The organism is Paenibacillus bovis, assembly GCF_001421015.2.
Classification (GTDB): Bacteria; Bacillota; Bacilli; order Paenibacillales; family Paenibacillaceae; genus Saccharibacillus; species Saccharibacillus bovis.
In genome coordinates this window covers 3976926-3990683 of sequence record NZ_CP013023.1, presented here as the reverse complement: position 1 = coordinate 3990683, position 13758 = coordinate 3976926, and the positions used below count along the sequence as shown (strand labels likewise).

Here is a 13758-nt window from a genome sequence, read left to right as displayed (position 1 = left end):
AAAAGCCTGTTCTTTTTTTGATCACCGGCTCTGTACATCCTGATATGAAAGCTTTATCTTAATTGCGATAGGGTTATTTACAGGTCAGCAGGGAAAGGGTGGGAACTAATGGATTATAATTCGAAGGGTACCATGCAGAAGCAGCAGTGGTGGCATATAAAAAATGTGAGAAAACGTCTACACTATACCGCCGGGAAGCCAGAGTATGAAAAGTGGTGGCAGGATATCCGGGAATATGCAGGACTGGCCGTATCAGAACCTTTTCCTGTTTTGACATTTGAAGCTTTTCGAGAGTTTGGTGATACAGGTGGACGTGAGCGATATGAGCGTATTTATTTTGACAGGAGGGGCCGGATTGGTGCACTGGCGATGATGGTACTGCTCGCTTCCTATGGTGAACAGAACGAGCAAGCGATACATCTGTTGGAGCCAGGTGAAGACAGCTTGTCCAATAATCATACCCGGCAGCCTAAAGAGGCGTTTGATTCGTTTGCAAATAAACAGAGTATAGAGGAAACTCTATCTGCTGCTGTCTATATACATACACTGGAAGAAGCACTCTGGGATCTGTGTGGAGAATATACATGGTGTCTGAATGCGCATTTGCCTGCAGACAGTCTTTATCCGGTATGGGAGGAAATCGATCTGTTCGCTGCAGAGACAGCCGGTATGCTGGCTGAGCTGATTGTACTGCTGGATGGCATAGTGGATGATCGTATTATCCGGCGTATGCGTGATGAAGTACAGCGCCGGGTACTGCTGCCTGCGGGCGATTTATCCCGTACCTTTGGCTGGGAGACAGCCGAGCATAACTGGTCGGCTGTCTGTGGAGCAGGCTGCGGCATAGCGGCCTTACTACTGCTGGAAGATACAGTACAGCAGACCATAATCATAGAGCGGATGACCAAGGCGGCAGCCCAATTTCTGAATGGATACGGGGAAGATGGAGGCTGTGCCGAAGGACTGGGCTACTGGGTATACGGGTTTGGCTACTATACGTATTTTATGGATATGCTGTCAGCAGCAGACTTCTCTAATAAACTGGAAATAGATCATCATAAACTGGATCGTCACAAAAGCGATTATCGCAAAATAAAGGCTATAGCTGCTTTTCCTGAATACATGCATCTGTCAAACGGAAGATTTGTGAATTTCTCGGATAGCGGAGAAGAGGAGATTCTGCCACCGGGGCTGTTATCACGACTGACGGAAATAACCGGCCGGTTCTATTCCCTGCCGTTTGTTATGCCTGCTCTCCGGGAAGATCCCTGTCGGCGCTGGGCACATTTATTGCGGAATATATTATGGGCGGAGCCACACTGTTTTGGAATATCCGGAGCTGCGGTTGCAGATAGGAGTGCAGAGTCTGCTACTGTAGCGTATAAAGTTCAATCCGCGACTCAGACCGAGACTGCAGATCAACAGCCAACCGGGGAAAAGACAGAGCCAGAACCAGAGCAGAAACATACACATAGAGCGTTATTCAATCATTACTGGCCGGATTTGTGCTGGGTGGTTAGCCGTGCAGAATTGAATGTTCAGATAGCATACAACCTGGCGAGCTGCGAAGCAGTCAATGCGGAAGATGAGGTAGCGGTAACGAATACAACTGCTTATGTACCCCGATCGACATCTGATAAAAATGTTGAGTATGGCGTCCAGTCTTCTCTGCCTAATACCAAATTCATTGCAGCTTTGTCTGCCAAGGGTGGACATAATGACGAGCCGCATAATCATAATGATCTGGGCAGCTTTATTATACATGCAGGCGGCGAAAATATTTTTTGTGATCCTGGAGCAGGGCTGTATACCCAGTCTTATTTTGCCCCGGGTCGGGAACAGATTCTGAATATATCTTCTGCCGGACATTCTATTCCGCAGATTAATGGCTATGAGCAGTATTCAGGCCGCGCAGCTGCAGCGATAGTAGAAGTTCTCCAGATGGATGAGGCTGAGATGAAGTTGGGACTGGATCTTACAGCTGCTTATCCGGCAGAAGCAGGTCTGAAGAAAATGAGACGGAATTTCCATTGGAAAATAAATGAGGATCGACAGGAAATTAATTTACAGCTGCAGGATGATTTCCAGTTTGTCCAGCCATTCTCAGCGCCCTCCGGGCATAAGATATTGGGAGGCGGAGAATTGGAATACAATGACCGAAATTACCAAAATCGGTCGGAGCAGATAAGTATGGCTGACCAAACTATACATCGGACAGCTATCAATCAGGTTATCGAGCGCTTTATGAGTCATACTGCACCCGTTGTTTATACTGAGGAATTGATCTGGACAGGCAGCCGGGCAGAGATCAGAATGCAGATTCCGCGGGAGCAATATAACGTCGAGGTAGAAACTATCGCGCATCATGATCACGAGGGGCATCCTGTTCTGTTGTATCGTACTTCGCTAAAGGTGAGAAAGGAATGGATGCTGAATCTGCCGATGCAGGAGCTGCATTGCGGTCTGGCATTTAGTATTCGTCCGCTTGTATAAGCAGGTATTATAGAGTGGGTCTGCTATCAAAACTATCATCCTAGAAGAATGAATATATGAGATTATTTATTATTTGGCACAGCGTGATCTTCATGTACCTGTTATGTATAGAAATTAATCGTAATAGAAACGCTGGTGAAGCTGCACGGTGGACAGGAATGGTTTATTCTATGAGCAGCAGGATGTGGTAGAGAATGCATATTCGGCGTTGTTTCCTAAAACTGATTCGCCAGCCGTATTGACGACGGTCTGTCAAAATGAACTATAATAGAACAGAAGCAAGAAGGTTATCAACGACGAGCCGGGCACATTGTGCCTGGTTTATCGCGTTTATGGATAGAAATTGGTTGATAGATAGAAATTACCAACAGTCTTGCACAATAAAGGGCTGCGTATCGATAGAAAGGAGCCAGGCCTGATGAACAAAGAAGAACACCAGGAGTGGATACAGAAGACAGAAACTCTGCTTCGGCAGGAGAGATTAAATCCGGAAGACGCTGAGGCTGTGCAAAAGCTGCTTGATATCGTAAGCGAATTGACTGCCGAGAACAAGCGCCTGCGTACAGCACTCGTCAAAGCAAATTCCAACAAACCCCGGATGTCCAGCCGTCTCAAGGATGCACTGTACGAATAAAGGCGGTATGTCTGCTGGCTGCTCCATCAGCTGACCGGCAGACATAGAGAACCGTATCAAGTTATGTTAGAATAAATCTGCATTTCCGTTATAATCGGATAGGCGTTAATATGTGACAGGGATCGAGTCGAGAGGAGAATAGATGAGATGAGCGGTTATCAGACACCTTCAACTCCCACAGAAAACACCGCAGCAGCCAGTCGGAGCGGCTATACTAGCCCCAAGGCAGCAGCTTATCTGGCAAATAAACGTACACAGGGTCTATCGCTGGAACGCATTGTGTTTCTCGGTAGAACTTTTGAAGAGTATATGTCCATTTTTGGACTGGCACAGAATGACCTGCAGGGACAAAAGATTCTGGATTGTCCGGCAGGAGCCTGTTCCTTTGCAGCTGAAGCTTCACTGCTTGGAGCAGAAGTGACTGCTGTAGATATGGCTTACCATTTTGATAATGAAGAACTATATAACAAAGGGCAGCAGGATATCCGGCATATGATTCAGTCGATGACGGAAGCCCGTGATCAGTATGACTGGTCTACACTGGGAAGTATCACGCAGCTGGAAAACCTGCGTACCGAAGCGCTGGAGCAAAGTTCCCTGGACCGCAGAGTTCATCCGAATCGTTACATACCGGCTGTATTGCCGGATCTGCCATTTGGTAATAAGACCTTCGATCTGACGGTATCTGCACACTTTTTGTTTCTGTATGCGGATCGTCTGGATGAAGAATTCCATATCCGCTGTCTGCAGGAGCTGATGCGGGTAACCCGTACCGAAATTCGCATTTTCCCGCTGGTCAATCTGAAAAGTGAACGGGTGGCCTTTGTAGAAAAAGCTGTGGCGGCGGCAGGTCAGGGCAGCTGGGAGATACAGGAGATTCCTACCGATTACACGTTCCAAAAGGGTGCTGACACGCTGCTTGTACTGAAGCGTGTATAATAAAGAACAGCTGTTGAGACAATTCAGGAAAAGAGAGTGAATATTCATTATGACGATTAATTGTGATATTGCGATACTGGGCGGCGGAACCGGAGGATATGTAGCTGCCATCCGTGCAGCACAGCTGGGCAAAGATGTAGTCATTATCGAGCAGGATAAATTGGGCGGTACCTGCCTGCATCGAGGCTGTATCCCCAGCAAAAGTCTACTGCGCAGCGCTGAAGTATATGCACTGATGCAGGACAGCGAGCAATACGGTGTAGCAGCAGAACAAGTCTCGCTGCAATTTGACCGTGTACAGTCCCGCAAACAGGGAATCGTGGATCAGTTGCACAAGGGTGTACAGTATCTGATGCGCAAAAATAAAATTCGTGTGGTACAGGGACAGGGACGCGTCATTGGCCCTTCGATCTTTTCTCCGCAGAGCGGTGCGGTAGCCGTAGAGCTGGAAGATGGCGAAATGGAAACCGTGGTATCGAAAAATCTTATTATTGCTACAGGCTCGCGTCCTCGTTCATTACCGGGTCTGGAAGCGGACGGACAGCTTATCCTGAACAGCGATCACGCTTTGCAAATGGATCAGCTGCCAGCCTCCATGCTGATTGTTGGCGGCGGAGTCATCGGTATGGAATGGGCATCGATGCTGAACGATTTTGGGGTGCAGGTTACAGTGGTTGAAGCAGCGCCGCAGATTCTGCCGCTGGAAGACGAAGAAGTGTCACGCGAATTGCGCAAACTGATGGAAAAGCGCGGGATTACTATTTATACAGGTGCTGCGCTGCAGCTTGATTCGTACCAGCCAGGTGAACAGGAATTCACGATTCAGATGGTACATCAGGAAAAGACTGTGGCTATAACAGCTTCCCGGATGCTGTTGTCGGTTGGACGCCAGGCCAATGTAGAGACGATTGGTCTTGCCAATACGGATATTCGTGTCGAGAGCGGATTTATCAAAGTAAATGAAAATATGCAAACCAGCGAATCGCATATTTATGCAATCGGTGACGTAATCGGCGGTCTGCAGCTGGCTCATGCAGCCAGTCATGAAGGGATTACCGCGGTCAATCATATTTGTGGACAGGAGACGCATTATGATCCTGATCAGGTATCCCGCTGCGTATATACACGTCCCGAAGTGGCAAGTGTGGGTATCACCGAGAAAGAAGCAGCTGCCCGCGGCGTCGATGTCAAAGTCGGCAAGTTCCCTTTCCAGGCGATCGGTAAAGCGCTGGTATACGGGGAAAGCGATGGATTCGTCAAAGTAGTAGCTGATCGCAACACCAATGATCTGCTTGGCGTACAGATTATCGGACCACAGGCGACCGATCTGATCAGTGAAGCGGCGCTGGCGCAATTCCTCAATGCCACACCATGGGAAATCGGACAAACCGTTCATGCGCATCCCACTCTCGCCGAGATTATGGGTGAAGCGATGCTGGCTGTAGATGGCAAAGCCATCGGCATGTAAAAGTGAATAATCATGAAGAGATGGACTCCCAATCGTCAGACTGGAGAAATCCATCTTTTCTTTTTGCGGCAGATGTGATTATAATAGGGTTAGGCTCAAGTCTTAGTACCAGGTTTTAAGACAAGCAGATACAAGCAGTGGATCGTTCCTGATCCCTGTTTGTCATGCACTGCGCAGAAGGCGCCGAAGGAAGCAGGCGGACAGACATTTCGCTGTGAATTTGCGCAATGACTGTGCAGACGTGTAACCTTTATAGTATAGGTTGTACAATATTGTCATGCTGGTAAACAGTCAAGAGGGAGAACCTTGTTCTCTCCGTCATTTATGAAGGAGGTACCTGTAATGAAAGCAGAAGGTACTATTGACCAACAAACACGGCACGGGAAGCTCGGTTTGTCCGATGCCCAGGCTATTGAAATTTATCGATATATGATGATGGCGCGCAAGTTTGATGAGCGTTCTCTGCTCCTGCAGCGCGCAGGTAAAATTAATTTTCACGTTTCCGGAGTAGGTCAGGAAGCGGCGCAGGTCGGTGCAGCTTTTGCACTGGATCGGGAAAAGGATTACTTCCTGCCGTATTACCGTGACTATGGATTCGTGCTGTCTGTCGGTATGACTGCGCGTGACCTGATGCTGTCGGCATTTGCCAAAGCAGAAGATCCGAACAGTGGCGGTCGTCAGATGCCCGGTCACTTTGGCAGCAAGCGTCTGCGCATCGTAACAGGCTCCAGCCCAGTTACAACCCAGGTGCCTCATGCAGTCGGCGTAGCGCTGGCTGCGAAGATGAAAGGCGAGGAACTGGTATCATTCGTTACTTTTGGTGAAGGTTCCAGCAACCAGGGAGATTTCCATGAAGGCTGTAACTTTGCCGGCGTACATAAACTGCCGGTGATTATTATGTGTGAAAATAACCAATACGCGATCTCTGTACCGATTCACAAGCAACTTAGCGGCAAGATCAGCGATCGTGCACTCGGTTATGGCTTCCCGGGGATCCGGGTGGATGGCAATGATGTGCTGGAAGTCTATGCAGCGGTCAAAGAAGCACGCGAACGTGCGATTAGAGGAGAAGGTCCGACACTGATCGAAGCAATGGTCTACCGTCTGTCTCCGCATTCCACTTCGGATAATGATCTGGCTTACCGGACCAAGGAAGAAGTCGATGCCAACTGGGAAAAAGATGGCGTTCCAAAATACAAGCAGTACCTGATCGACTCCGGCATCTGGACCGAAGAACAGGATCAGCAGCTGCAAAAAGAATGCACCGAGATTATGAAAGAAGCGACGGAATATGCGGACACAGCTCCTTATCCGAGCGCGGATGACCTGCTGAAGCATGTATTTGCAGGGGACGGGGAGGATGTTCAGTAATGGCAATGATGGAATATATCGATGCGATTCGTCTGGCGATGAAAGAAGAAATGGCGCTGGATGAAAATGTATTTGTACTTGGTGAAGATGTAGGCGTCAAAGGCGGCGTGTTTACAACAACCAAAGGACTGCAGGAAGTGTATGGAGAAGAACGTGTCATGGATACACCGCTGTCCGAATCTGCGATTGCAGGGGTAGCGATCGGTGCAGCCATGTATGGCATGAAGCCGATCGCCGAGATGCAATATTCGGACTTTATGCTGCCGGCAACCAACCAGATCATCAGCGAAGCGGCCAAAATCCGCTACCGCTCCAATAATGACTGGACTTGTCCGATCGTGGTACGTGCGCCTATTGGCGGCGGTATCTTCGGTGGACTGTACCATTCCCAGTGTATGGAATCTGTGTTCTTCGGAACAGCGGGACTGAAAATTGTAGCGCCGTATTCGGCTTATGATGCCAAGGGACTGCTCAAGGCAGCTGTCCGCGATCCGGACCCTGTGCTCTTTTTTGAAAATAAAAAATGCTATAAACTGATCAAGGGCGATGTACCGGAAGACGACTATACCGTACCTATTGGTGAAGCCAATCTGCTGCGTGAAGGCGATGATATCACCGTAATCAGTTACAGTCTGCCACTGCATTTCATTATGCAGGCAGCCGAGGAGTTGGAGCAGGAAGGCATTACCAGTCATGTACTGGATTTGCGTACGATTCAGCCGCTGGACCGTCAGGGCATTATTGATGCTGCACGTCGTACTGGCAAAGTACTGATCGTACATGAAGACAATCTGACCGGTGGTGTCGGCGGCGAAGTGGCCGCTATTATAGCGGAAGAGTGCCTGTTCGATCTGGATGCACCAATTCGTCGCCTGGCTGGCCCGGATTCACCGGCTATGCCAATCAACCCGCCGCAGGAAAAAGCGTATATGCTCAACAAAGATAAAGTTAAAGCGGCCATGCGCGATCTGGCTCTTTTCTAGAATACAGTCAATTCCGATCTATCAAAACAGCTGCCGTCATTACCGGTCATACCGGAACACGGCAGCTTTTAGGAGTGAATATCATGTCCCAAAAAGGAAATCCGACCGATGTCGTGATGCCGCAGCTCGCAGAGTCTCTGGTATCCGCTACAATCGCCAAATGGCTCAAGCAGCCAGGTGAGACGGTTGAGCAATATGAACCGATCTGCGAAGTCATTACCGATAAAGTAAATGCCGAAATTCCTTCGGTACTGGAAGGTGTAATGGGTGAATTGCTCGCTGCCGAAGGACAGGAAGTAGCAGTCGGCGAAGTAATCTGCCAGATTTATACCGGAGCCGGTTCTGCAGAAAGTGCTTCATCTGCTCCTGCTGCCTCTGCTCCATCAAATGCGCCTGCCCAGACACAGCCAGCTGTATCGGCTCCTGTGCAGTCAACTGCTGCTCCGCAGCGTCAATCTGAGCCAGCTGCAGCTGCCGGTACAGCAGGCGCCATGTCCGGTCGTTATTCGCCAGCTGTACAATCGCTGGCTTCCGAGCATGGACTCAATCTGTCCCTGATTCAGGGTACGGGCGCAGGCGGGCGCATTACCCGCCGCGATGTACTCAAAGCGCTGGAGAATGGTACAGCTCAAGCGCAAGCACCGGCTGCCCAGCAGTCTACCGCACCGTCAGCTCCAGCCGCTCCACCTGCAAGTGCAGCTGTTACTACAGACTATGCGGTTCGTAACTCCGGAATGCATCTGAGTGAGACACCGGCGATTCCCAAAATCGAACTGGAACAGGCCGAAACTGCACCGGCACGTGGTGAACATCTGATTGATGTAACGCCGTTGCGCAACGCCATTGCACGTAATATGCGCCAGAGTGTGTCCGAGATTCCTCATGCATGGACGATGATCGAAGTGGATGTGACCAATCTGGTCATGCTGCGCAACAAGCTCAAAGAAGAGTTCAAGCGCAGTGAAGGCATCACGCTAACCTATCTGCCTTTCCTGATCAAAGCAGTTGTAAATGCGATCAAGGATTATCCGATTATGAACTCGGTCTGGGCAGTAGACAAGATTATCGTGAAGCGCGATATTAATGTCTCGCTGGCTGTTGGTACCGAAGATTCGGTTATGACGCCGGTGATCCAGCGTGCCGATCAGAAAAATATCGCCGGTCTGGCTCATGAGATTGAAGATCTAGCACGTCGTACCCGTGAAGGCAAGCTCAAGCTGGATGATATGCAGGGTGGTACATTTACCGTCAATAATACAGGTTCCTTTGGTTCGGTCCTGTCTTATCCGATTATCAACTATCCTCAGGCAGCGATTCTGACTTTTGAATCGATTGTAAAACGTCCGGTCGTGATCAATGATATGATCGGTGTCCGGTCGATGGTGAATCTGTGTCTGTCGCTGGATCATCGTATTCTGGATGGCGTTATCTGTGGACGATTCCTTCAACGTGTAAAAGACAATCTGGAAAGCTATAATCTGGAGACCAAGTTGTATTAAGCTCCCGTTTGCGTTACATTGAAATAAAGCAGGCAGCGGGTTGCTGCCTGCCCTTTTGAATGAAATGAACTAATGAATAGGCATAACAGGTATGTAAAGGTTGACAAACGTAACGGTTTTGTCGACCTTTTGCTTATCATCCGGGCAAAATCGGAATAGGTCTGAATCATCAGGGAAGGATGTGCTTTGTTGATGGGGAAATCAATTGAAGTATCCTATACACCGCTCATGGAATATGCGGCAGCATGGGACAAACAAAAGGAAATTGTACGCGGTATTGACGATGGAGAACAGGGGGAGCAGCTGCTGCTGCTTCAGCATCCGCCTACGTATACAATCGGTTCACAGCGTCATCCCGAGCATCTGCTCTGGAGTGAAGAGGAGCTGAAAGAGCGTGGTATAGCACTGTTCCAGATTGACCGCGGAGGAGATATTACATATCACGGACCGGGTCAGCTGGTCGGGTATCCGATCCTGCTGCTGGATGCAGCCAAAGGCATAGATCCACACCGGTATCTGCGCACACTGGAGCAGGTTATTATTGATTATTTGGCAGATCAGGGAATCGTGGCCGGACGCAAAGAAGAATACACGGGTGTATGGATAGGTGATCTCAAGATTGCCGCGATTGGCATCAAGTTCAACAAATGCCGCAGCCGCAAAGGATTTATTACGAGTCACGGCTTTGCTTTTAATATTGCTTCGGGTATTCAACAGGCGGGGTTCACAGGGATTATTCCATGCGGAATCGAGCAGTATGGAGTCACTTCACTGGAGGATATTACCGGCCGCTCGTATACAGTGGAGCAGGTGGCACAGGATATTGTGCCTCATTTTATGCGTCATTTTGAGTATGAGCAGCCGGATCATGAAGTGATCTTACAGCAGAGGCTGAATGATTGAGAACAGCACCGATCCGATAATAGCGATCAGCATCACATAAATAAAAATACGAAACCATTTTTTCTGTTGCATTTCTCATGACTCCTTTGTCTGTCCCTCGGCAGACGGACAGGTATCGGTAAAATAAATAATCTTTTTTATCATACCGACTGCACGTGCGTTTTGCAAAGCTTTCAGGCAGATAATCGCAAGGACAGCATGAAATTAATGTGACAAACATCCAAAGGAGCGAATCATTGTGGTATCCGAAAGTAGATTAATCGAAGAATTCATGGAGCTTGTACAAATTGATAGTGAAACCAAGCAGGAGCGTATTATCGCCGATCGTCTGACCGAAAAGCTGCTGACACTTGGCTTTACAGTGATCGAAGACGAATCGTCCCTGCGTACCGGACACGGAGCAGGCAATCTGATTGCTACGTTGCCGGCGAATACGGATGCACCGATTCCGAAGATTTTCTTTACTTCCCATATGGATACGGTCAAGCCGGGTAACGGCATCAAGCCGGTGATGGACAGTGAAGGCTGGATCACCAGTGAAGGCGAGACGATTCTGGGAGCGGATGACAAGGCAGGTGTCGCCGCATTGTTCGAGATGATTCGCGTCGTAAAAGAACAGAATATTCCGCACGGACAGATTCAACTGGTTATTACAGCTGGTGAAGAATCAGGTCTGATGGGTGCACGTGCGATGGACCCTGGCCTGCTGGATGCAGACTTTGGTTATGCGCTGGATTCTAATGGAGCAGTAGGCACTATTGCAGTAGCTGCACCAACACAGGCACGTGTAGTTATGGAAATCTACGGCAAGTCTGCTCATGCCGGAGTGAACCCGGAAGATGGCATCAGCGCGATTCAGGTAGCAGGCAAAGCGATCTCGCGCATGAAGCTGGGACGCATCGATCATGAGACTACCGCGAATATCGGCAAATTTGAAGGCGGCGGCGCAACGAATGTGGTCTGCGATTATGCTCGTCTGGAAGCGGAAGCACGTAGCCTGGTGCACGAAAAAGTAGAAGTGCAGCTGGCAGCCATGAAGGAATCGCTGGAAAATACATGTGCCGAATTTGGCGCGACTGCCAAATTCCAAAGTGTCATTGTATATCCGGGCTTCAAATTCACGGAGGAAGATGCCGTAGTGCAACTGGCACAGCGTGCTGCAGCCAATCTGGGATTGCCCAATGATATTTTCCATACCGGTGGTGGCAGCGATGCGAATATTTTCAATGGCATGGGTGTGCCTACAGCCAATCTGGCAGTCGGCTACGAAGAGATTCATACAACCAATGAGCGCATTCATCGCAATGAGCTGATCAATGCAGCCCGTCTGGTGATTGAGATTGTGCGGGAGACAGCGCGTCAGTAATTTGTGGACGATACGTATTCATTTAGATAAATAACATCTCATTCTGTCTAAAAAAGTGCAAAAATGTGTAAAGAGTAAGAGTTGAATCTTTATTAAGCCTTATCTTGGCTGCAACCATCACATCGAAACGGATAGTCGGTACAGGTAGAATTGGTACCGGCAGAACGTTTACTTTCACAAATGCAATGGAGGGAACAGAATGGCTGAACATACAAATAAACAACTGGATGAAATCACACTGTCCACGGAGTCCATCTACAAAGGCAAAATTATTTCCGTACAGGTGGATACCGTAAAGCTGCCCAACGGAGACGAGAGCAAGCGTGAAGTGGTACGCCACTCCGGAGCAGTCGCTGTACTGGCGATTCATAATGATCGCATGATCGTGGTCGAACAGTTCCGTCAGCCGCTGGGACGCACACAGGTAGAGATACCTGCCGGCAAGCTCGATCCGGGCGAAAAGCCGGAAGATGCGATTAACCGTGAATTGAAGGAAGAGACCGGTTATACCGCGAAAAGCATGAAGCTGCTGTTCTCCTTTTATACTTCGCCGGGTTTTGCGGATGAGATTATTCATCTCTATCTGGCTGATGAACTGACTGCAGGAGATGCCGAGCTGGATGAAGATGAATTCCTGGAAGTAACCGAAATTACGCTGGAAGAAGCATTTGCCCAGATCCGCGAAGGACGCATGAGCGATGCCAAAACTATTATGGCTGTGCAGGCATGGCAGCTGCTGAAGCTGGGAGCCCAGCCGGGACAATGAGTTCGTTGCAGCGCGTGTATGCCGATCTCCATATCCATATCGGGCGAAGTGAGGATGGGCAGCCGGTCAAGATCAGCGGTAGCCGCAACCTGACTTTTGCCAATATAGCCAAAGAATCTTCCCAGCGTAAAGGAATTGGATTGGTCGGTATTATAGATTGTCATTCACCGGGTGTACAACAGGATATCCGCAATTATATGGCTTCCGGCGAGATGGTAGAATCTTCGGGTGGAGGAATTGTATACGGAGATACAACGATTCTGCTTGGATCGGAGATTGAGATCCGTGAGCCTGGATATCAGGAAGCGCATGTACTTGTCTATTTCCGCGATTTGGAGCGGATGACCGACTTTAGCCGGTGGATGGGCGGTCATATGAAAAATCTGCAGCTTAGTTCCCAGCGTCTCTATGTCTCGTACCGGGAGCTGCAGCATCAGGTGAAGCAGCGGGATGGGTTGTTTATCGCGGCGCATATGTTCACGCCGCATAAAGGCATCTATGGCAGTGTGACGCCAAGAATGAGCGATGTGCTGGATATGGACAGTATTGACGGCGGAGAGCTGGGCTTGAGCGCCGATACGACAATGGCCGGTTATCTCAGTGAGCTGGATCGTTATCCGCTGCTGACCAATTCGGATGCTCATTCGCTCGGCAAAATTGGTCGTGAATATAATGTGTTCCGGATGCAGGAAGCTAACTTTGACGAATTCCGTAATGTGCTGCAGGGACGAGAAGGACGAGGAATTGAAGCCAATTACGGTCTGGACCCGAGACTGGGCAAGTATCATCGTACCTACTGTACCAACTGCGAACATATTATTCATGAGGCAGAGCCGGCACTGGAGCGCTGTCCCTACTGCGGCAGCACCCGTCTGACGATTGGCGTACTGGATCGGATTCTGGGAATTGCCGACCGGACAGAACCTCAGCCGCCATTGGATCGGCCGCCGTACCGTTATCAGGTCCCGCTGGCTTTTATTCCCGGTCTGGGTCCTGCCAAAATGAACAGACTGCTGGAAGCGTTTGGTACAGAAATGAGTATTCTGCATAATACATCCCGTGAAGAACTGGATGCTATTGTAGGGAGCGAGATTGCCGGTTATATCGAACTGGCCCGCACCGGACAGCTGACGCTAAGCGCCGGAGGCGGAGGCACCTACGGCAAGGTAGTTACCGGATAGTGACTCTGTAAACCAGCAAAAGAAATGCCGCAGCATCTGCGACTTGTCCGCAGAGATGCTGCGGCATTGCCTTTTTGTATACCAGCGCAGCAGCAAAGGCTGTATGTTGGCAATTGGCATCCGGCATCCTCCAGCACAGCAGGAAATTGAGCTGG

12 protein-coding genes are annotated in these 13758 nt (G+C 49.4%); 11 read left to right on the top strand and 1 reads right to left on the bottom strand.

Annotated features, from left to right (window positions below):
* Positions 1-165: 165 nt before the first annotated feature.
* From AR543_RS16995 to lipB, 8 genes are all read left to right on the top strand, one after another.
* Positions 166-2493 carry a heparinase II/III domain-containing protein gene (locus AR543_RS16995; protein WP_227871768.1) on the top strand — a complete coding sequence of 776 codons (2328 nt, stop codon included), beginning with the start codon at positions 166-168 and terminating at the stop codon, positions 2491-2493.
* Between the two features lie 418 nt (positions 2494-2911).
* Entirely contained in the window at positions 2912-3127 is a 216-nt protein-coding gene (locus AR543_RS16990; RefSeq protein ID WP_060535619.1) for a hypothetical protein, read from the top strand.
* Between the two features lie 147 nt (positions 3128-3274).
* Positions 3275-4066 (top strand): class I SAM-dependent methyltransferase, encoded by a 792-nt coding sequence (locus AR543_RS16985; RefSeq protein WP_060535618.1) that lies wholly within the window; start codon positions 3275-3277, stop codon positions 4064-4066.
* A 49-nt stretch (positions 4067-4115) separates the two neighbouring features.
* Positions 4116-5534, top strand: a complete 1419-nt coding sequence (gene lpdA / locus AR543_RS16980; RefSeq protein WP_060535617.1) for a dihydrolipoyl dehydrogenase — start codon at positions 4116-4118, stop codon at positions 5532-5534.
* Positions 5535-5876: 342 nt separating this feature from the next.
* Entirely contained in the window at positions 5877-6905 is a 1029-nt protein-coding gene (locus AR543_RS16975) for a thiamine pyrophosphate-dependent dehydrogenase E1 component subunit alpha (protein WP_017815250.1), read from the top strand.
* Complete coding sequence (locus tag AR543_RS16970) at positions 6905-7888, top strand: alpha-ketoacid dehydrogenase subunit beta (protein WP_060535616.1); 984 nt, start codon at positions 6905-6907, stop codon at positions 7886-7888. Before AR543_RS16975 ends, AR543_RS16970 begins: the two co-directional genes overlap by 1 nt.
* Before the next feature lie 83 nt (positions 7889-7971).
* Positions 7972-9387 (top strand): dihydrolipoamide acetyltransferase family protein, encoded by a 1416-nt coding sequence (locus AR543_RS16965; RefSeq protein ID WP_060535615.1) that lies wholly within the window; start codon positions 7972-7974, stop codon positions 9385-9387.
* A gap of 192 nt (positions 9388-9579) precedes the next feature.
* Positions 9580-10290 (top strand): lipoyl(octanoyl) transferase LipB, encoded by a 711-nt coding sequence (gene lipB, locus AR543_RS16960; protein WP_060535614.1) that lies wholly within the window; start codon positions 9580-9582, stop codon positions 10288-10290.
* Here lipB and prli42 read toward each other — a convergent pair.
* Positions 10267-10362: a stressosome-associated protein Prli42 gene (prli42, locus tag AR543_RS16955; RefSeq protein WP_087071281.1), complete on the bottom strand. Its 96-nt coding sequence runs from the start codon at positions 10360-10362 to the stop codon at positions 10267-10269. The genes lipB and prli42 overlap by 24 nt on opposite strands.
* A gap of 166 nt (positions 10363-10528) precedes the next feature.
* Here prli42 and AR543_RS16950 point away from each other — a divergent pair, with 166 nt between their 5' ends.
* The 3 genes from AR543_RS16950 to AR543_RS16940 all read left to right on the top strand — a co-directional run bounded on the left by AR543_RS16950 (position 10529) and on the right by AR543_RS16940 (position 13603).
* Positions 10529-11656: a M20/M25/M40 family metallo-hydrolase gene (locus tag AR543_RS16950; RefSeq protein ID WP_060535613.1), complete on the top strand. Its 1128-nt coding sequence runs from the start codon at positions 10529-10531 to the stop codon at positions 11654-11656.
* Positions 11657-11855: 199 nt separating this feature from the next.
* A complete protein-coding gene (locus tag AR543_RS16945; RefSeq protein ID WP_060535612.1) occupies positions 11856-12422 on the top strand; it encodes an NUDIX domain-containing protein in 567 nt (188 codons plus the stop codon).
* Entirely contained in the window at positions 12419-13603 is a 1185-nt protein-coding gene (locus tag AR543_RS16940; RefSeq protein WP_060535611.1) for an endonuclease Q family protein, read from the top strand. The genes AR543_RS16945 and AR543_RS16940 overlap by 4 nt, the downstream gene beginning before the upstream one ends.
* Positions 13604-13758 lie beyond the last annotated feature (155 nt).

Coding starts and splice junctions, on each gene's coding strand:
- AR543_RS16945 (WP_060535612.1), top strand. CDS start 11,856: ATGGCTGAACATACAAATAAACAACTGGATGAAATCACACTGTCCACG.
- prli42 (WP_087071281.1), bottom strand. CDS start 10,362: ATGCAACAGAAAAAATGGTTTCGTATTTTTATTTATGTGATGCTGATC.
- AR543_RS16965 (WP_060535615.1), top strand. CDS start 7,972: ATGTCCCAAAAAGGAAATCCGACCGATGTCGTGATGCCGCAGCTCGCA.
- lpdA (WP_060535617.1), top strand. CDS start 4,116: ATGACGATTAATTGTGATATTGCGATACTGGGCGGCGGAACCGGAGGA.
- AR543_RS16975 (WP_017815250.1), top strand. CDS start 5,877: ATGAAAGCAGAAGGTACTATTGACCAACAAACACGGCACGGGAAGCTC.
- AR543_RS16990 (WP_060535619.1), top strand. CDS start 2,912: ATGAACAAAGAAGAACACCAGGAGTGGATACAGAAGACAGAAACTCTG.
- AR543_RS16940 (WP_060535611.1), top strand. CDS start 12,419: ATGAGTTCGTTGCAGCGCGTGTATGCCGATCTCCATATCCATATCGGG.
- lipB (WP_060535614.1), top strand. CDS start 9,580: ATGGGGAAATCAATTGAAGTATCCTATACACCGCTCATGGAATATGCG.
- AR543_RS16985 (WP_060535618.1), top strand. CDS start 3,275: ATGAGCGGTTATCAGACACCTTCAACTCCCACAGAAAACACCGCAGCA.
- AR543_RS16970 (WP_060535616.1), top strand. CDS start 6,905: ATGGCAATGATGGAATATATCGATGCGATTCGTCTGGCGATGAAAGAA.